The organism is Kitasatospora azatica KCTC 9699, assembly GCF_000744785.1.
GTDB classification, from domain to species: domain Bacteria; phylum Actinomycetota; class Actinomycetes; order Streptomycetales; family Streptomycetaceae; genus Kitasatospora; species Kitasatospora azatica.
Genome location: NZ_JQMO01000003.1, coordinates 3910086 through 3926616, shown reverse-complemented (window position 1 = coordinate 3926616; position 16531 = coordinate 3910086). Strand labels below are relative to the sequence as shown.

Here is a 16531-nt window from a genome sequence, read left to right as displayed (position 1 = left end):
GAAACACCGAATCGCCACCACCCTCCGCTGTCACCTGGTGACGATTCGGTGTTTCCCTCAGCGCCGTGTAATGTTCTCGTCGTCAGCAAGCGCCGCTAGCTCAGTTGGTTAGAGCAGCTGACTCTTAATCAGCGGGTCCGGGGTTCGAGTCCCTGGCGGCGCACCGACAGCCGAAGGCCCCTCGCGAGAGCGAGGGGCCTTCGGCGTTTCCGCAGGTGGCCGAACGGGGAGGAACGGGGCCGGTGACCAACCCTTTCGGACCCTTTCGGAATCGAGGCCGGCCATGGCTGTGAAGGTGCTGATCGTCACGGGGGATGCGGCGGAGTCCCTGGAGGTGCTCTACCCGTACCAGCGGTTGCGGGAGGAGGGGTACCAGGTGGACATCGCGGCGCCGAGCCGCAAGAAGCTCCGGTTCGTGGTGCACGACTTCGAGGACGGGTTCGACACGTACACCGAGAAGCCGGGGTACACCTGGCCGGCGGATCTGGCGTTCACCGAGGTGGACCCGGCGCAGTACGCGGCGCTGGTGATTCCGGGTGGTCGGGCGCCGGAGTACCTGCGCAACGACCCCGAGGTGCAGCGGATCGTGAAGCACTTCTTCGAGGTGGACAAGCCGGTGGCGCAGATCTGCCACGGGCCGCAGATCACCGCGGCGGCGGACCTGCTCGGCGGGCGGACCACGGCGGCGTACCCGGCACTGGAGCCGGACGTGAAGGCGGCGGGCGCGACGTACCGGGACGCCGAGGCCGTGGTGGACGGGGTCCTGGTGTCGGCGCGGGCCTGGCCGGACCACCCCGGCTGGCTGCGCGCGTTCATCGAGGTCCTGCGTACCAAGGCCCCGGCGAGCTAGGGGCCCGTCCGGCCCTGGAGCCGGTCGCCGGTCAGTACGACTGGAGCTCGATCAGGGTGCCCTCCGGATCGCGCAGGTGCGCGGTCCGGAGCTCGGGCCCCCAGTCCGGGCGGTCGGTCGCCTCGGCGACCAGGGTCGCGCCGTGGGCCAGGCAGAGCGCCAGGGCGGCGTCCACGTCCGGGACCCGGGAGACCAGCATCGCCGCGTCCTGCGCGGGTGGAGCGGTCGGCGGCAGCGCGGCGGTCCCGACCACGCCGGCCATCGCGGCGCGGTCGAACAGCACCAGGACGCCCTGGTCGGCCACGTCCCAGTTGGCGTACGGGCCGGACTCGTCGCCCTTCTGTCGTACCGCGCCGAGGAGTTGGGGCAGTACGGCGTCGTAGAAGCGGAAGCACTCGGCGAACCGGGTGACCAGCAGGCGGGGGTACAGCGCGTCCATCGTTTCCCTCCCGGAGCAAATGATGGGTGCTCACCCACCATTGGTCCCCACCCTACAATCTGACCCATGGACGCCACCGCCACACCCCCGAGCCTGCTCGGCCTGACCACCTACCTGCTCTCCCGCACCGGGAGGACCGCCCGCGGCCTGCTGATCACCCGGCTCACCGCGCGCGGGCAGCGGCTGTGGCACATGGCGGTGTTGGCCGCACTCGCCGACTTCGGCCCGCAGGTGCAGCGGGAGCTCGCCGAGCGGCTGGCCATCGACCCGAGCGACATGGTGAAGCTGCTGGACGAGCTGGCCCGGGCCGGCCAGGTCGAGCGCGCCCGGTCCACCGCCGACCGCCGCCGGGTGCAGGTCAGCCTCACCCCCGCCGGACAGCGGGCGCTCGAGGAACTGCAGGCCGAAGCCGCCGCCGTCCAGGACGAGGTGCTGGCACCGCTCACCGCCGAGGAGCGGGCCCAGCTGCACGCGCTGCTGCTGCGGGTGCACGCGGCAGGCCGCTGAGTCCGGCGCCGCCGAGTCAGACCGCCACCGGTTCCGGGGCGGCCGTGGCGAGCTCCTGGGCCGGCAGCTGCGGCCCGCCGCCGGGCGCGTGCGCCTCGTGCGGCGGGATGTCGCCGCTGTGGAAGTCCATCGGTCCGGCCATGTACGCCAGGATGCAGGCCGAGAGGATGAAGGCCATGTGGATGATGGTGCCCCACATCAGCGAATCCCGGGGCGTGGCCTGGATGTTGACGAACATCTGGAGCAGGTGGATGGAGGAGATGCCGACGATCGCGGTCGCCAGCTTCACCTTGAGCACATTGGAGTTGACGTGCGAGAGCCACTCCGGCTGGTCCCGGTGGCCAGGGGATGAGTGTGGGGGAATCGGCCCATTCTGTGCCCTGTGAGCTGCGATGGACCATTTCAGTCACTCGATCAGCTGATTTGAATGACGATCCAACTTCCGCCCCTCGGGAACCCGTTGCCGCCGGGCTCGGTCCGATTTCAGCAAAGGCCCGCTGATCAGGTAATGTTCTCCGCGTTGAAGCAGGCGCCGCTAGCTCAGTTGGTTAGAGCAGCTGACTCTTAATCAGCGGGTCCGGGGTTCGAGTCCCTGGCGGCGCACAACACCGAGCGGGCGTCCCTTCCTTCACGGAAGGGACGCCCGCTCGCTTTTCGGCCCCGGCTGTACCGACTGGTAGGTACACTGGGCGGATGACCACCCAGGACCGCCTGATCGAGAGCACCCGCGCCCTGCTCTGGGAGCGCGGCTACGTCGGCACCAGCCCCAAGGCCATCCAGCAGCACGCCGGGGTCGGCCAGGGCAGCATGTACCACCACTTCACCGGCAAGCCGGACCTCGCGCTGGCCGCGATCACCCGCACCGCCGAGGAGCGGCGCGCCCAGGCCGAGGCGCAGTTCAGCCTCCCCGGCACGGCCGTCGAGCGGATCACCGCCTATCTGCGGCGCGAGCGCGAGGTGCTCAAGGGCTGCCCGATCGGGCGGCTCACCCAGGACCCGGACGTGATGGCCGACCCGCTGCTGCGCCGGCCGGTGGAGGAGATGTTCGCCTGGCTGCGCGGGCGACTGACCGAGGTCCTCACCGAGGGGGTCGAGCGCGGCGAGCCGATCCGCCCGCTCGACCCGGCGGCCACGGCCACCGCCGTCGTCGCGGTGCTGCAGGGCGGCTACGTGCTGGCCCGCGCCGCCGACTCCACCGAGCCGTTCGACCAGGCCGTCAGCGGAATCCTCGGCCTGCTCACCGGCTGAGTCCTCGGCCCGGACCGTAGGGCTGGGACTTTCGACACGCCCGAACGCGCGGTCCGTGAGGTACGGTCGCGCGGGTGGGGTCAGGCGTGGATCGGAGCAGGGTGTGGTGGCCAACAGAGCAAAACCGGCGGCGCGAATAGGCCGGCGGTTGCGCAGTGCGGCCGGGTGGGTGTGGCGACCCCAGCGGCGCTGGCACGCGCTCGCGGTGGACGTCCTGCTGGTGGTGCCGGCCACCCTGGACGCGCTGCTGAACTTCCCGCCACCGCGTGACTGGCACTTCTGGGTCTCGCTCGGGGCGGCCGGCGTCCTGCTGCTGCGTCGGCGCTTCCCGCGCACCGTGCTGCTGCTCACCCTGCCCGGCCTGTACGCGGGCAGCGCGATGATCGCCTCCATGGTGGCCGCCTACACCGTCTCCAGGACCAGCCGCCCGGTCTGGCAGAAGACCGTCGCGACGCTGGCCGTGGTGGTCGGCAGCTTCATACCCTGGCCGATCAGCGACTTCGCCAAGGAGAGCATCAGCGACATCACCCAGCACCTGATCTACGCCGCGATGCTGGGCACCGGCCCGGTGATCCTCGGGCTGCTCGCCCAGACCCGGCTGGACCTCTCCGCCCGGGTCGCCGAGCTGGCGGTGCTGCGCGACCACGAGCGGGCGCTGTACGCGAAGACGGTGGTCGCCGAGGAGCGGGCCCGGATCGCGCGTGAGATGCACGACGTGGTCTCGCACCAGGCCGGCCTGATCGCGGTGCAGGCGGGCGCGCTGCAGGTGACCACCAAGGACCCGCAGACCCGGGAGACCGCCGCCACCCTGCGCGGGCTGGCGGTGGCCACCCTGGAGGAGCTGCGCTCGATGATCCTGGTGCTGCGGGCGGCCGGCGCCGGACCGACCGAGCTGGTGCCGCAGCCCCGGCTGGCCGACCTGCCCCGACTGGTGGCGGCCGCCGAGGTGGACGCCACGCTGCGGATCGAGGGGCTGGCCGAACGCCCGCTGCCGGAGCCGGTGGAGCGGGCCGCCTACCGCACGGTGCAGGAGGCGCTGACCAATGTGCGCAAGCACGCACCGGGCGCGCCCACCGAGATCGCGGTGCGGATCGAGCCGGACTGCCTGCTGGTCACCGTACGCAACGCCGCGCCCTGCGGGAGCACGGCGGCACCGGAGCTGCCGGGCGGGCAGCACGGGTTGGTGGGTCTGCGCGAGCGGGCGAGCCTGCTGAGCGGGCGGATCACCGCCGAGACCCAGGAGGACGGCGGCTTCGCGGTCCACCTCTGGCTGCCACTGGCCGAGCTGACGGCCAGTCAGCTCCCCGCCGCGATGCCGAGCCAGTGAGCGGCACTCCACCGCCGGCAGTCCAGCCATGACAGCACCGTAATGCAGGATGGCCCCTTTCATAGCCGTCCCTTAGCTGGCAGAATGCCCCGATGCACACCACCCCGGCCGTTCCGCCACCCTCCCGCCGGGCCCTCGGCCTCACCCTCGCGCTGGTCTCCGCCCTGTCCTTCGGCGGCTCCGGCACCGCCGCCAAACCGCTGATCGAGGCCGGGCTCTCCCCGCTGCACGTGGTCTGGCTGCGCGCCACCGGCGCCGCCGTGGTGCTGCTCCCGCTCGCCTGGAAGCACCGGGCGATCGTGCGCGAGCGGCCCGGCCTGCTGCTCGGCTTCGGGCTGCTCGCGGTGGCCGGCGTCCAGGCCTGCTACTTCGCGGCGATCTCCCGGATCCCGGTCGGGGTCGCGCTGCTGATCGAGTACCTCGGTCCGCTGCTGCTGCTCGGGTACGTGCGCTTCGTCCAGCACAAGCCGATCAGCCGGGGCGCCATGATCGGTGCCTCGGTGGCCGTCACCGGGCTGATCTGCGTGGTGGAGGCCTGGCACGGGCTGAGCTTCGACGCGCTCGGCGTGCTCTTCGCACTGGCGGCGGCCTGCTGCCAGGTGGGGTACTTCGTGCTCGCCGACGCGGGCAGCCGCGGCGACAAGCCGGCCGACCCGCTGGGCGTGTCGGCGTACGGGCTGCTGATCGGGGCGGTGGCGCTGACCGTGGTGACCCGCCCGTGGAACGCCGACTGGTCACGGCTCGGCGGGCAGGTCACGTTGGCCGGGCAGCACGTCCCGGCCTTGCTGCCGGCTGCCTGGATGGTCCTGATCGCGACCGTGCTCGCCTATCTGACCGGCGTGGTCTCGGTCCGCCACCTCTCGCCGCCGGTGGCGGGTGTGGTCGCCAACATCGAGGCGGTGGTCGCCACCGTGCTCGCCTGGGTGCTGCTCGGCGAACACCTGGGCACCCCGCAGCTGCTCGGCGGCCTGCTGGTGCTGCTCGGGGCCTTCGCCGCCCAGGTCACCCGCCCCGCCGAGGCCGAGGAGCCGGCCCTGACGCCCGAGCACCGAGCCGACTCGGTCAAGGCCGGAGCAAGCGCTTGCTCAACGCGTGACTGAGCGCTTGCTCGGCACATGACTCAACGCCTGGCTCAACGCGTGAGTGAGCGCTTGCTCAACGCCTGAGCAAGCGCTCACTCACCACCCGCTACTTGCCGCTGACATCCTGGGCGATCGCCTCGTGATGGCGGATCACCTCCGCGATGATGAAGTTGAGGAACTTCTCCGCGAAGACCGGGTCCAGATGCGCACCCGCCGCCAGCTCCCGCAGCCGCTTGATCTGGTCCCGCTCGCGGGCCGGATCGGCGGCCGGCAGGTGGTGGGCCGCCTTCAGGGTGCCCACCCGCTGGGTGGCCTTGAAGCGCTCGGCGAGCATGTGGACCACGGCGGCGTCGATGTTGTCGATGCTCTGCCGCAGCCCGGCCAGCTCGGCACGGACCTCGGGGTCGATGTCGTCCAGGGTGGTGGGCTGCTCGGTCATCGCGTGTCTGCTCCGGGTTGCCGGTGGCCAACGTGGTCTGCCCGGCGCGCGGGCCGGGCAAATCTAACAGGGAGCAGGCCCACGACTCGCCCCAATTGCGCGGCTCGTCCGACATGTGGACAGGTGACCGTGCGGAACGCTCGGGTTGCGGGGTGTCACGGCCCGACCGATTCTGACCGCACAACACACCGTCAGTTCAGAAAGGCCCCCGCCCCATGCCCGTGCGCGACTCCTACCCCGACGGCGCCCCCTGCTGGGTCGACCTGACCACCTCCGACCCGCTCGGCGCCCAGGACTTCTACGGACCCATCCTGGGCTGGGAGTTCCAGGAGCTCGGGCCGGCCTACAACGGCTACACCATGTGCCTGAGCGAGGGCCGCCCGGCCGCCGCGCTGATGCCACCCCCGAGCGGTGGCGAGAAGCTGCCGCCGGCCTGGAACGTCTACCTGGCCACCGCCGACCTGGACGCCGTCTACGAGCGCGTCGCGCGCTGCGGCGGCACGGCGGTGTTCGGCCCGCACCAGGTGCCGGGCGCGGGCCGGCTGGCCTTCGCCTTCGACCCGGCCGGCGCCGCCTTCGGCCTCTGGCAGCCGGCCGGCCACCAGGGCGCGGCCGTCTACGGCGAGCCGGGCGCGATGTGCTGGCACGAGCTGGCCACTCCCGAGGGCGAGCAGAGCGACGCCTTCTTCGCCGAGCTCTTCCCGTACCAGCAGAAGCAGGTCGGCGACGGCCGGACCTTCGACTACACGGCCTGGAGCGTGCCGGGCTCGGACGGCCTGCCGGTCTGCGGCCGCTACCGCACCGCGGTGCGCCAGCCGTACTGGTCGACGTACTTCGCGGTGGTCGAGGCCGACCATGCGGCGGAGCAGGTGTCCGGCCTGGGCGGGCGGGTGCTGCGCGAGCCGTTCGACTCCCCGTACGGCCGAATGGTGCCCTGCGCCGACCCGACCGGAGCGCAGGTGACCTTCTGTCAGATGCCGTGAGGGCCGTTGCCATAGGCTGGAGCCGGCGTGACCGGCACTCACAGAGAAATCAGCAGGAGGTACCGATCGTGGCAACCACTCGTACGGCGCACACCGTCTGGGAGGGCAATCTCCTCAAGGGCTCGGGCGTGGTGACCTTCGACTCGTCCGGCATCGGCAGCCAGCCGGTGTCCTGGCCCGCGCGGGCGGAGCAGGCCAACGGGAAGACCAGTCCCGAGGAGCTCATCGCGGGCGCGCACTCGTCCTGCTACTCGATGGCCCTGTCGCACGGCCTGGACGGCGCCGGCACCCCGCCCACCCGGCTGGAGACGAAGGCCGACGTGACCTTCCAGCCCGGTGAGGGCATCACCGGCATCCACCTGACCGTGCGCGCCGAGGTGCCCGGCCTGGACGCGGAGGCCTTCCAGGCGGCCGCCGAGGACGCCAAGAAGAACTGCCCGGTGAGCCAGGCGCTGACCGGCACCACCATCACGCTGACGGCCGAGCTCATCTGAGACCCGGTCAGAACAGTTCCGGCGTACGCCCCCGGCGCGCACCTCACGGTGTCCGCCGGGGGCGTAGCTGTCGCCCCGCCGCTTCCCCCGGCCCTCCCCCGAAATCCCGGCGAATCACCCTGACGGCTGTGGCCCAGCCTTCACGCCGCGCCCTATGATCGGCGACAGTGCGCTGTTTTGACGGGCGGCCGCCAACCAGCCGTGACCCGGCCGACCGTGGCCCGTCACGGCGGCGCCCGCAGCAGCGTCAGCCAGCGAGCGTCATCAGCAGCGGACGGGAGCGTGCCGTGCGAGGCCGGAACGAGGGGGCCGACGCACACCAGCAGGGCGTGCGCCAGGAGACAGTGCACCCCGCCCTCGATACCCTGCGCGAGCCCGTCGCCAGGGCCGTCCCGATCCATCTGCCGCCGCCCTCGCACTGCCCCAACTGCGCCACCCCGCTGCCCGCCGCGGTCACCCCCGACGCCGACGAACTGCTGGCCGCCCTGCGGGCCAGCGAGTCGCGGTTCCGCGCGGCCTTCGCGGACGCCGGCATCGGCATGCTGCTGATCGACAGCGACGACCTGGTGATCGAGGCCAACCCGGCCTTCGCCGCGATGCTCGGGCGCGAGCCGCACGAGCTGGTGCGGATGCACATCCACGAGATCATCGACCGGGAGGACTCGCCGCGCCGGCTCTACCGCGAGCTGGTGGCCGGGCGGCGCGACCGGGTGCGGGTGGAGAAGCGGCTCAACCACCGCGAGGGGCGCGAGGTCTGGAGCAGCGTCACCATCTCGCTGATCCGCGACGCCGAGGGGCTGCCCTACTACACGCTGGCGATGTTCGAGGACGTCACCGAGCGCCGCCGGCTCGGCGACCGGCTCGCCTACCAGGCGCTGCACGATCCGCTGACCAGGCTGCCCAACCGCACCCTCTTCTTCGAGCGGCTCAACGCCGCCTGCAGCCTCGCCGCCGACGGCGACCAGTCGGCCGGCGGGCGCCGGGTCGGCATCTGCTACGTGGACCTGGACGGCTTCGCCGCGATCAACGACACCCTCGGCCACCACATCGGTGACCAGCTGCTCAGCGCCGTGGCGGCCCGGCTCGAACGGCGGTTCGCCACCGGCGACGGGCAGTTGGTGGCCCGCCTGGGCGGCGACGAGTTCGCGGTGCTGGTCCCGGACAGCGAGGGCAGCGAGCAGCTGACCACGCTGGCGGCCGAGCTGCTCACCGTGCTGGAGCGGCCGTTCGACGTGGCGGGGCACCGGCTGGCGGTCACCGCCAGCGTCGGGGTGGTCGAACGTCCCGTCAGTTCCACCAGCCCGACCGACCTGGTGAAGGACGCCGACGCGACCCTCTACTGGTCCAAGGCGGACGGCCGGGCCCGCTGGACCCTCTACGACCGCGACCGCGGCGCCCACCAGCTGACCAAGCGGCTGCTCACCACCGCGCTGCGTCCGGCGCTGGAGCGCGGCGAGTTCACCGTCGAGTACCAGCCGCTGGTCGGCCTGGCCGACGGCACGGTGCACGGCGCCGAGGCGCTGGTGCGCTGGCGGCACCCGCGGTTCGGCACCCTGTCGCCGGACCGGTTCATCCCGCTGGCCGAGGAGTCGGGGGCGATCGTGCCGCTCGGCAAGTGGGTGCTGGAGGAGTCCTGCCGACAGGCCCGCGGCTGGCTGGCCGAGTTCCCGGACACCGAGGCCTTCGTCAGCGTGAACCTGGCGGCCCGTCAGGTCTGGGACTCGGACGTGGTGGCCGACGTGGCCCAGGTGCTGGACCGCACCGGTCTGCCGGCCCGGCTGCTGCAGTTGGAGCTGACCGAGAGCGCGGTGCTCGGGCCCGGCGGGCGTCCGCTGCAGGCGCTGCAGGCGCTGGCCGACATGGGCGTGCGGATCGCGATCGACGACTTCGGCACCGGCTACTCCAACCTGGCCTATCTGTCCCGGCTGCCGGTGCACGCCCTGAAACTGGACGGAACGTTCATCGAGGGCTTCCGCGACCCGGCCCCGCTCGGCCGCCCCGAGCCGCGCTCGCGGCGCAGCGAGGCGGACGCGCAGATCGTCGTCGCGATGGTGCGGCTCGCCCACGACCTGGGGCTGACCGTGACGGCCGAGGGGATCGAGAGCGCGGCGCAGGCCGAGCGGCTGCGGCTGACCGGGTGCGACACCGCGCAGGGCTGGTTCTTCGCACGGCCCGGCGACGCCACGCTGGTCGCCGCGATACTGCGCGAGGGACGGGTCAGGACCACCGGCGCCGAGTGGTCACCGGTGGCACCCTGACCATCGGTCAGCCCGTCACGCCGTCACCCCGCCAGGCCGTCACACCGTCAGGCCGTCACCCCGTCAGCCCGTAGGCCTGGGCGATCAGTCCGTAGGAGCGCAGCCGGGCCTGCTGGCCGTGGATGTGCGAGGTGACCATCAGCTCGTCGGCGCCGGTGCGCTTGCGCAGCTCCTCCAGGCCGTCGGCCACCTGGCCGGGCTCGCCGAGCACCACGTTGGCCAGCCAGGAGTCCAGGAAGTCGGCCTCGGCCGGGCTGTACGGGTGGCTCGCGGCCTCCTCGGGGGTGGGGATCGGCCCGGGCCGGCCCTGGCGCAGCCGCAGCATGCCGAGCCCGGCGGAGGCGGCGAGGTAGCGGGCCGCCTCGACCCCGCCCTCGGGCACCGCCACCGCACTCACCCCGATCAGCGCGTAGGGCTCGGCCAGCACCGCGGAGGGCTGGAAGTGCGAGCGGTAGAGCTCCAGCGCGGGCACCGTGTTGGCGGCGCTGAAGTGGTGCGCGAAGGCGAACGGCAGGCCGAGCCGGCCGGCCAGCCGGGCGCTGAATCCGGAGGAGCCGAGCAGCCAGAGCGGCGGCCGCTCGGGGCCGCGCGGCACGGCGGCCAGCCGGGCGTACGGGTGTCCGTCGGGGAAGTCGCCGTCCAGGAAGTGGGTCAGCTCGGCGAGCTGGCGCGGGAACTCGTCGGCGTCGTCCGCCGCGCCGCGACGCAGCGCGCGGGCGGTGGCCGGGTCGCTACCGGGCGCGCGGCCCAGGCCGAGGTCGATCCGGCCCGGGTGCAGCGCCTCGAGCAGGCCGAACTGCTCGGCTATGGCCAGCGGCGCGTGGTTGGGCAGCATCACGCCGCCCGAGCCGAGGCGCAGCGTGCTGGTGTGCGCGCCGAGGTGGGCGATCAGCACGGCGGGGGTGGAGCTGGCCACACCCGGCATGCCGTGGTGCTCGGCCACCCAGAACCGGTGGTAGCCCCAGGCCTCGGCGCTGCGGGCCAGCTCGGTGGTGGCGGCCAGTGCCTCGGCGGCGGTGTGGCCGGCGCCGACTGTGGCCAGGTCGAGGATCGAGAGCGGGGCGGGGGCGGTGCCCCGGACCACGCCCCTGATGTCGGCCCGAGGGGTCTCGGCCCGGCTCTGCTGCTCCTCGCTGGTCATCGCTCCACCTTCCGCTCCTGGCCACTGGCTTCCACTCCTGGCCACTGCTCCGCTGCGCCACAACAGCCGGCCGGCGTGGACTGTTCCCACTCGACATGCCCAAGCTCGAGTGACACCCCTTACGGTGGTCCGATGCCGGATACTCCCCAGACCGCCCTCTCCCCCGCCGCCGTGCCCGACAGCGCGCCGGCCGCGAGCAACGGCGCCAAGGTCGGTCTGCTGCTGACCCTGGTGCTGGGCTCGCTGGCCGCCCTGGCACCGCTCTCGATGGACATGTACCTGCCCGCGCTGCCCCGGATCACCACCGGGCTGCACACCCAGGACGCACTGGTCCAGTTGACCCTGACGGCCTGTCTGGTCGGGCTCGCGCTCGGCCAGCTGGTGGCCGGGCCGCTGAGCGACGCACTGGGCCGGCGCCGGCCGCTGCTGGTGGGCCTGGCGCTGTATGCGGCCGCCACCGCCTGCTGTGCGCTGGCGCCCGACGTCCGGGTGCTGATCGTCTGCCGGGTGGTGCAGGGGCTATCCGGTGCGGCCGGCATCGTGATCTCCCGGGCCGTGGTCCGGGACCTCTTCGACGGGCTGGCCGCAGCCCGGTTCGCCGCCACCCTGATGCTGGTCTCCGGCTCGGCGCCGCTGCTGGCACCGATCCTGGGCGGGCAGGTGCTGCGGTTCACCTCCTGGCGCGGGGTGTTCGCGGTGCTGGCCGCGCTGGGGGTGGTGATCTTTGTCACGGCGTCGGTCCTGGTCCGCGAGACGCTGCCGCGTGAACGACGGCGCGCGGGCGGACTGCCGGACACCCTGCGGACCATGCGCGCGCTGCTGGCCGACCGGCTGTTCAGCGCCTATCTGCTGACCGTCGCCTGCGGCTTCGGGGCGCTGTTCGCCTTCATCGCCGGCTCGCCCTACGTGGTGCAGGAGGTGTTCCACGGCTCGGCGCAGGCCTACAGCCTGATCTTCGCACTGGTCGAGCTGGGCCTGGTGGGCATGGCGCAGCTGACCGGGCGGCTGCTGCTCGGCCGGTTCGACTCGCACCGGGTCCAGTTGACCGGCGTGCTGCTGCTGGTGCTGGCCGCGGTGGCACTGGTGCTGATGTCCTCGGTCTGGCACGCGGGACTGGTGCCGGTCACCGCCGGGCTGTTCACGATGGCGGCCGCGCTCGGCGTGGTCGCGCCGCCCAGCTCCGCCCTGGCGCTGCAGCGGGCGCCGCACGCGGCCGGTACGGCCTCCGCGCTGCTGGGCACCATGCAGTTCCTCACCGGGGCGATCGCGCCCGCACTGGTCGGGCTCGGCGGGCACGCCAGCGCGCTGCCGATGGCGGTGGTGATCCTCGGCGCCGCGGTCGCGGCGCTGGGCGTCTTCGTGGCGCTGGCCCGACCCTGGTCGCCGATCCCGGACCCACTGCGGGCCTGAGCCCAGTACGCACCTGGGACTGCTGCGGGCCTGAGCGCACGTCACCCGCCAGTGGACCTGACATTCTGTCTACTGCCGCTTCTCGCCAATTTCGCTGCACTGAGTGATGGCGGGATCACGCCAGCGCCGGTTCTCGCCAGCCCGTGCACTCGCGCCGGGCGTACCTGATCGGGCAGGCTATGGAACCAGTGCGGGGCGCCTACCAGCGCCGCACTCCTCAGCAAGGCCAGTGGACTGGACCAGTTCCGGGCGACCCTCGTGGGCCCCTGTGGCGGACACCCCGCCGCAGGGGCCCACGCCTTTCCGTGACCGATTGCCCAGGGGGCGCCGAGCAGGCTCCAAGTCGGAGCCGCTAGCGTTGGTTGCCTGAGCCACCTGATTCTCCTCCGGGCGGTCCGGAGGGAGTTCTGATCATGGGTAGTGCGGCGCTTGTGACGTCGTCCTGGTTCTGCGTGCTGGCGGTGCTGGCGGTCCTCGGCGACGCCTTCCTGCCGTTCCTGCCGAGCGGCACCCTGGTGATCCTGGCGGTCCTCAAGACCTCCTCGGTGACCGGCGCGCCGATCGTGCTGGCCATCGCCGTCGCGCTCGCCTCCTTCCTCGGCGACGTCCTGCTGCTCACCCTGGCCCGGCGCGGCGCACCCTTCCTGCGCCGCCGGCTGAGCCGACGTCCGCAACTGGCCGCGAGCGTACGGCGGGTGCAGCAGGCCCTGGACGAGCGGACCAGCCGGACGGCCGCCGTCGTGGTGATCGTGGCCCGCTTCGTACCCGGCGGGCGGACCGTGCTCGACCTGGCCATGGGGCACTCGCCGCAGCACGCCCGGCGGTTCCTGCGCTGGTCGGCGCTGGCCGCGCTGATCTGGGCCGGCTACATCGTGGCCCTGGGCTGGCTCAATCTGCACGTGTTCAACACCACCTGGCTGAGCCTGCTGGTCTCCTGCGCCGCGGCCACCTCGATCAGCGCCGCCGTCGCCCGGCTGGTCCGCCGCAACCGGCGCCTGTCGGCCACCGCGCTTCCCCTCACCGACGCCCTCACCGACGCCGCCTGATCCGGCCGCGCCCGCGCGCACCTGCGGCTTTGTCCCAGGACTGCAACAGAACCCGGATTCGCGGAGCCATCGCGCGACTTCGGGTCGTCTGGCCAGGAGTGTCTTCCGTGAGGATGTCCTTTGAGTCGGCCCCGGCTTCATGACATCCTGATGGGAAAATAATGATCAAATGCCGTAATTTGCCCGGCCGCTCCCGCTCACCCCGCGGAGCGCCGGGCGCGACCTGGCTGGGGAGACCATGAGCAGCATCTCGCGCAGGACCGTGCTGAGCGCCGGCGCGGCCACCGCCGCCCTCGGAGCACTGACCGCGTGCGGAAGCGGGGGCGGCTCGCATCAGGACAGCGCCAAGGGCGGCGCCTCCTCCTCCGCCGGTTCGCCCTCCGGTACACCGAGCGACTCCGCCGTCCCGTCGCCGTCCGGCAAGGCGGCGCCGATCGGCGACGGCTCCACCTCGGACACCGGCCCGCAGCCCAACCAGCCGAAGTTCGAGAAGCTCAAGCCCGGTGAGCGCCCGCCGCAGTTCGTGGTCTTCTCCTGGGACGGCGCGGGCGCCACCGACGACGGCCAGTTCGCCCGCTTCCTCAAGCTCGCCGAGGAGCACAAGGCCACCTTCACCTTCTTCCTCTCCGGCATCTACTGCCTTCCCGGCGGCAAGAAGGACCTCTACCACCCGCCGCAGCACTCGGTCGGCGCCTCCGACATCCCTTACCTGTCGGACGGCGCGGTCAAGAACACCATCAAGCTGATCAGCCAGGCCTGGCTGCAGGGGCACGAGATCGGCACCCACTTCAACGGGCACTTCTGCTCCACCCGGCCGGACAAGAACGGCGTGAACAAGTGGTCGCCGGAGGACTGGGAGAGCGAGATCCAGCAGGCGATCGGCTTCGTCACCCAGTGGAAGACCAACACCGGCTTCACCGACGTGCCGGCCTTCCCGTTCGACTACCGCAAGGAGTTGATCGGCGGCCGCACTCCGTGCCTGGACGGCCAGAAGGGCCTGCTGCCGACCGCCGCCAAGCTGGGCTGGAAGTACGACGCGAGCTCGCCCGGCGAGAAGCAGATGTGGCCGCAGAAGGTCCAGGACGGCAAGATCTGGAACTTCCCGCTGCAGTCGATACCGTATCCGGGACACACCTTCGAGGTGCTGTCGATGGACTACAACATCATGGCCAACCAGTCGAACGGCAACCCCAAGGGCGACCAGGGCCAGTTCAACGCCTGGCGCGACGCCGCCCACCAGAGCTACCTGACCGGCTTCGAGCGGGCCTACAACGGCAACCGGGCACCGCTGTTCATCGGGAACCACTTCGAGCAGTGGAACGGCGGCATCTACATGGACGCCGTCGAGGCGACCATCAAGGACATCGCGGACAAGCCGGAGGTCAAGCTGGTCTCGTTCCGCCAGCTGGTGGAGTGGCTGGAGCTGCAGGACGAGTCCACCCTGCGCAAGCTGCGCACGCTGGGCATCGGCCAGGCACCGAGCGGCGGCTGGGAGAGCTTCCTGGGCGCGGCGGGTGCCCCCGCCGCCTCCCCCAGCCACTGACGGCTCGCGGCGGGCGGGCCGGTCAGGCCACGCCCGCCGCCGCGAGGATCCGCTGCGCCACCACGGCCGCGCCAGGCGCACCCATCAGGACCGAGTAGTGGTTGGTGCCCGGTACTTGACTGTTCGTCAGATCCAGACCGGCCAGCCGCGACCGGTCGTAGAGGCCCTGCGGCTGGTCGAGCAGCCCGCGCTCGGCCCACAGCAGCTCGGCGGGGCAGCGCAGCGCGTGCACCGCGGCGGCCGCCTCGGGGTCGAACAGCACCTGGGCGCCGTCGGTCTCGACCGCCTCCCGCACGCAGGCTGACCTCAACTGCGGCTCGGTGCCGGTCAGATCGCGCTCGAGGTAGGGCGCCATCGCGTCCTGGTCCAGGCTCGGCCAGGCCGGGTGGGCCCGCCAGAACGCGGCATAGCCGGCCCGGTCGGCGAAGGTCATCGAGAGCCGGGCCAGCGCCGGGCCGAGCACCGCGGCCAACGCCTGGTCCGCGGCCGCATCCGCTGGCAACGGAAAGCTCACCGCGCCGTCCACCAGCAGGACTTGGCGCACCAGCTCGGGGCGTCGCAGTGCCAGCAGGGTGGTCACCCAGGCACCCATCGAGTGGCCCGCCACCGCCACCGGCCCGTGTCCTGCGGCGAGTTCGCCCAGCACCAGGGCCGCGTCCGCGGCGTGCCGGGCCAGGCCGTACGGACCGGCCACCGCCGCACTGCCGGCCCGGCCGCGTAGGTCCGGGGCCACCAGGGTGACCCGGCCGGCCAGTTCGCGGGCCACCGCGCCCCAGGCCAGTGCGTTGGCGGTGATCCCGTGCAGCGCCAGTACGGTGGGCGCGCCCGGGTCGACGGCCGGCCAGCGCAGCACGGCGAGTTCGCCGCCGGGAACGGCGACGGCCGTCTCCTCGACGGTGGACGGGTCAGAACGCATGGGCGGGCACCTTCCGGCTCGTGGTCCCGGCACCCTACGAGCCCGCCGCCCACCGCGACATGGGTTCGGCCACCGCTGTCGGCCGCCGCGGTGTGGCGGCGGCCACCACAGCCCGGCTCAGCCCTTGAGGTTGGGGATCGTCCAGTCCACCGGCTCGCCGCCGAACCCGGCCAGCGCCTCGTTGATCTGCGAGAACGGCTTGCTGCCCAGGAAGAGCTTGGCGGACAGCGGCGACGGGTGCGCGCCCTGCACCACCGCGTGCCGGGTGGTGTCGATCAGCGGCAGCTTCTTCTTGGCGTAGTTGCCCCAGAGCACGAAGACGCACGGCTCCGGGCGGGCGCTGACCGCCTTGATCACGGCGTCGGTGAACTTCTCCCAGCCCTTGCCCTTGTGCGAGTTGGCCTCGTGCGCGCGCACCGTGAGCACCGCGTTGAGCAGCAGCACGCCCTGCTCGGCCCAGGGCATCAGGTAGCCGTTGTCCGGCACCGGCAGGCCCAGGTCGGTGCCCAGTTCCTTGAAGATGTTGCGCAGCGAGGGCGGGGTCTTGGTGCCGGGCAGCACCGAGAAGCTCATGCCGTGCGCCTGGCCGTCGTCGTGGTACGGGTCCTGACCGAGCACCAGCACCCGGACGTCCTGGTAGCCGGTGGCGGCGAGCGCGGAGAAGACCTGCCCGCGCGGCGGGAAGACCTGGTGCTCGGCCCGCTCCCGTCCGACGAACTCGGCGAGTTCGGCGAAGTACGGCTGCTCGACCTCGGCGGCCAGCACCTCACGCCAGGACTCGGGCAGCTCGAACTCGTTCTCCAGCACCGCAGCTTCCACCTCAGCGACCTCAGTCACCGCATCAACCT

Annotated in this window: 17 protein-coding genes and 2 tRNA genes; 13 read left to right on the top strand and 6 right to left on the bottom strand. The window is 72.3% G+C overall.

Annotated elements, in window-relative coordinates; genetic code table 11:
* Positions 1-89 precede the first annotated feature (89 nt).
* Both BR98_RS28190 and BR98_RS28185 read left to right on the top strand, forming a co-directional pair.
* Positions 90-163: transfer RNA gene (locus BR98_RS28190), tRNA-Lys, on the top strand.
* Positions 164-283: 120 nt separating this feature from the next.
* Positions 284-850: a DJ-1/PfpI family protein gene (locus BR98_RS28185; protein ID WP_035848970.1), complete on the top strand. Its 567-nt coding sequence runs from the start codon at positions 284-286 to the stop codon at positions 848-850.
* Positions 851-881: 31 nt separating this feature from the next.
* Here the strand turns inward: BR98_RS28185 and BR98_RS28180 are convergent, their stop codons facing one another.
* Positions 882-1289 carry a VOC family protein gene (locus BR98_RS28180; RefSeq protein WP_035848966.1) on the bottom strand — a complete coding sequence of 136 codons (408 nt, stop codon included), beginning with the start codon at positions 1287-1289 and terminating at the stop codon, positions 882-884.
* Positions 1290-1355: 66 nt separating this feature from the next.
* Between BR98_RS28180 and BR98_RS28175 the strand changes: the two genes are divergently transcribed.
* On the top strand, positions 1356-1796 hold the full coding sequence (locus BR98_RS28175) for a MarR family winged helix-turn-helix transcriptional regulator (protein ID WP_051970286.1): 441 nt from the start codon (positions 1356-1358) through the stop codon (positions 1794-1796).
* A 16-nt stretch (positions 1797-1812) separates the two neighbouring features.
* On the opposite strand, the gene BR98_RS41615 is transcribed toward BR98_RS28175, so the two are convergent.
* Positions 1813-2094, bottom strand: coding sequence for a hypothetical protein (locus BR98_RS41615; RefSeq protein ID WP_051970285.1), 282 nt, complete (start codon positions 2092-2094; stop codon positions 1813-1815).
* 231 nt (positions 2095-2325) lie between these two features.
* On the opposite strand from BR98_RS41615, the gene BR98_RS28165 reads away from it, so the two are divergent.
* The 4 genes from BR98_RS28165 (at position 2326) to BR98_RS28150 (ending at position 5471) form a co-directional block, all read left to right on the top strand.
* Positions 2326-2399: transfer RNA gene (locus BR98_RS28165), tRNA-Lys, on the top strand.
* A 90-nt stretch (positions 2400-2489) separates the two neighbouring features.
* Positions 2490-3044 (top strand): TetR/AcrR family transcriptional regulator, encoded by a 555-nt coding sequence (locus tag BR98_RS28160; protein WP_035848964.1) that lies wholly within the window; start codon positions 2490-2492, stop codon positions 3042-3044.
* 169 nt (positions 3045-3213) lie between these two features.
* Positions 3214-4371, top strand: coding sequence for a sensor histidine kinase (locus tag BR98_RS28155; RefSeq protein ID WP_035848961.1), 1158 nt, complete (start codon positions 3214-3216; stop codon positions 4369-4371).
* A 92-nt stretch (positions 4372-4463) separates the two neighbouring features.
* Complete coding sequence (locus BR98_RS28150) at positions 4464-5471, top strand: EamA family transporter (RefSeq protein WP_051970284.1); 1008 nt, start codon at positions 4464-4466, stop codon at positions 5469-5471.
* Positions 5472-5559: 88 nt separating this feature from the next.
* On the opposite strand, the gene BR98_RS28145 is transcribed toward BR98_RS28150, so the two are convergent.
* The gene (locus BR98_RS28145) at positions 5560-5892 is read right to left on the bottom strand and encodes a chorismate mutase (protein ID WP_035848958.1); all 333 of its coding nucleotides are present in this window, start codon (positions 5890-5892) and stop codon (positions 5560-5562) included.
* A 215-nt stretch (positions 5893-6107) separates the two neighbouring features.
* Between BR98_RS28145 and BR98_RS28140 the strand changes: the two genes are divergently transcribed.
* The 3 genes from BR98_RS28140 (at position 6108) to BR98_RS28130 (ending at position 9627) form a co-directional block, all read left to right on the top strand.
* Entirely contained in the window at positions 6108-6875 is a 768-nt protein-coding gene (locus BR98_RS28140) for a VOC family protein (protein WP_035848956.1), read from the top strand.
* A 68-nt stretch (positions 6876-6943) separates the two neighbouring features.
* Positions 6944-7369, top strand: coding sequence for an OsmC family protein (locus BR98_RS28135; RefSeq protein WP_035848952.1), 426 nt, complete (start codon positions 6944-6946; stop codon positions 7367-7369).
* Positions 7370-7656: 287 nt separating this feature from the next.
* Positions 7657-9627 (top strand): putative bifunctional diguanylate cyclase/phosphodiesterase, encoded by a 1971-nt coding sequence (locus BR98_RS28130; protein ID WP_232247645.1) that lies wholly within the window; start codon positions 7657-7659, stop codon positions 9625-9627.
* 55 nt (positions 9628-9682) lie between these two features.
* Here the strand turns inward: BR98_RS28130 and BR98_RS28125 are convergent, their stop codons facing one another.
* Entirely contained in the window at positions 9683-10768 is a 1086-nt protein-coding gene (locus tag BR98_RS28125) for an LLM class flavin-dependent oxidoreductase (protein ID WP_051970283.1), read from the bottom strand.
* 132 nt (positions 10769-10900) lie between these two features.
* Here BR98_RS28125 and BR98_RS28120 point away from each other — a divergent pair, with 132 nt between their 5' ends.
* From BR98_RS28120 to BR98_RS28110, 3 genes are all read left to right on the top strand, one after another.
* Positions 10901-12178 (top strand): multidrug effflux MFS transporter, encoded by a 1278-nt coding sequence (locus BR98_RS28120; RefSeq protein ID WP_035848949.1) that lies wholly within the window; start codon positions 10901-10903, stop codon positions 12176-12178.
* A gap of 413 nt (positions 12179-12591) precedes the next feature.
* The gene (locus tag BR98_RS28115) at positions 12592-13224 is read left to right on the top strand and encodes a DedA family protein (protein ID WP_063774853.1); all 633 of its coding nucleotides are present in this window, start codon (positions 12592-12594) and stop codon (positions 13222-13224) included.
* A 238-nt stretch (positions 13225-13462) separates the two neighbouring features.
* On the top strand, positions 13463-14767 hold the full coding sequence (locus BR98_RS28110) for a polysaccharide deacetylase family protein (RefSeq protein ID WP_035848947.1): 1305 nt from the start codon (positions 13463-13465) through the stop codon (positions 14765-14767).
* Positions 14768-14789: 22 nt separating this feature from the next.
* Here the strand turns inward: BR98_RS28110 and BR98_RS28105 are convergent, their stop codons facing one another.
* Both BR98_RS28105 and BR98_RS28100 read right to left on the bottom strand, forming a co-directional pair.
* The gene (locus BR98_RS28105; RefSeq protein WP_035848945.1) at positions 14790-15683 is read right to left on the bottom strand and encodes an alpha/beta fold hydrolase; all 894 of its coding nucleotides are present in this window, start codon (positions 15681-15683) and stop codon (positions 14790-14792) included.
* A gap of 117 nt (positions 15684-15800) precedes the next feature.
* Positions 15801-16487: a uracil-DNA glycosylase gene (locus tag BR98_RS28100; protein WP_035854165.1), complete on the bottom strand. Its 687-nt coding sequence runs from the start codon at positions 16485-16487 to the stop codon at positions 15801-15803.
* Between the last annotated feature and the right edge of the window lie 44 nt (positions 16488-16531).

Excerpts from the sequence above, each read along its gene's own strand:
- BR98_RS28105 (WP_035848945.1), bottom strand. The coding sequence starts at position 15,683 with ATGCGTTCTGACCCGTCCACCGTCGAGGAGACGGCCGTCGCCGTTCCC.
- BR98_RS28160 (WP_035848964.1), top strand. The coding sequence starts at position 2,490 with ATGACCACCCAGGACCGCCTGATCGAGAGCACCCGCGCCCTGCTCTGG.
- BR98_RS28125 (WP_051970283.1), bottom strand. The coding sequence starts at position 10,768 with ATGACCAGCGAGGAGCAGCAGAGCCGGGCCGAGACCCCTCGGGCCGAC.
- BR98_RS28110 (WP_035848947.1), top strand. The coding sequence starts at position 13,463 with ATGAGCAGCATCTCGCGCAGGACCGTGCTGAGCGCCGGCGCGGCCACC.
- BR98_RS28115 (WP_063774853.1), top strand. The coding sequence starts at position 12,592 with ATGGGTAGTGCGGCGCTTGTGACGTCGTCCTGGTTCTGCGTGCTGGCG.
- BR98_RS28120 (WP_035848949.1), top strand. The coding sequence starts at position 10,901 with ATGCCGGATACTCCCCAGACCGCCCTCTCCCCCGCCGCCGTGCCCGAC.
- BR98_RS28145 (WP_035848958.1), bottom strand. The coding sequence starts at position 5,892 with ATGACCGAGCAGCCCACCACCCTGGACGACATCGACCCCGAGGTCCGT.
- BR98_RS28175 (WP_051970286.1), top strand. The coding sequence starts at position 1,356 with ATGGACGCCACCGCCACACCCCCGAGCCTGCTCGGCCTGACCACCTAC.
- BR98_RS28180 (WP_035848966.1), bottom strand. The coding sequence starts at position 1,289 with ATGGACGCGCTGTACCCCCGCCTGCTGGTCACCCGGTTCGCCGAGTGC.
- BR98_RS28185 (WP_035848970.1), top strand. The coding sequence starts at position 284 with ATGGCTGTGAAGGTGCTGATCGTCACGGGGGATGCGGCGGAGTCCCTG.
- BR98_RS28150 (WP_051970284.1), top strand. The coding sequence starts at position 4,464 with ATGCACACCACCCCGGCCGTTCCGCCACCCTCCCGCCGGGCCCTCGGC.
- BR98_RS28140 (WP_035848956.1), top strand. The coding sequence starts at position 6,108 with ATGCCCGTGCGCGACTCCTACCCCGACGGCGCCCCCTGCTGGGTCGAC.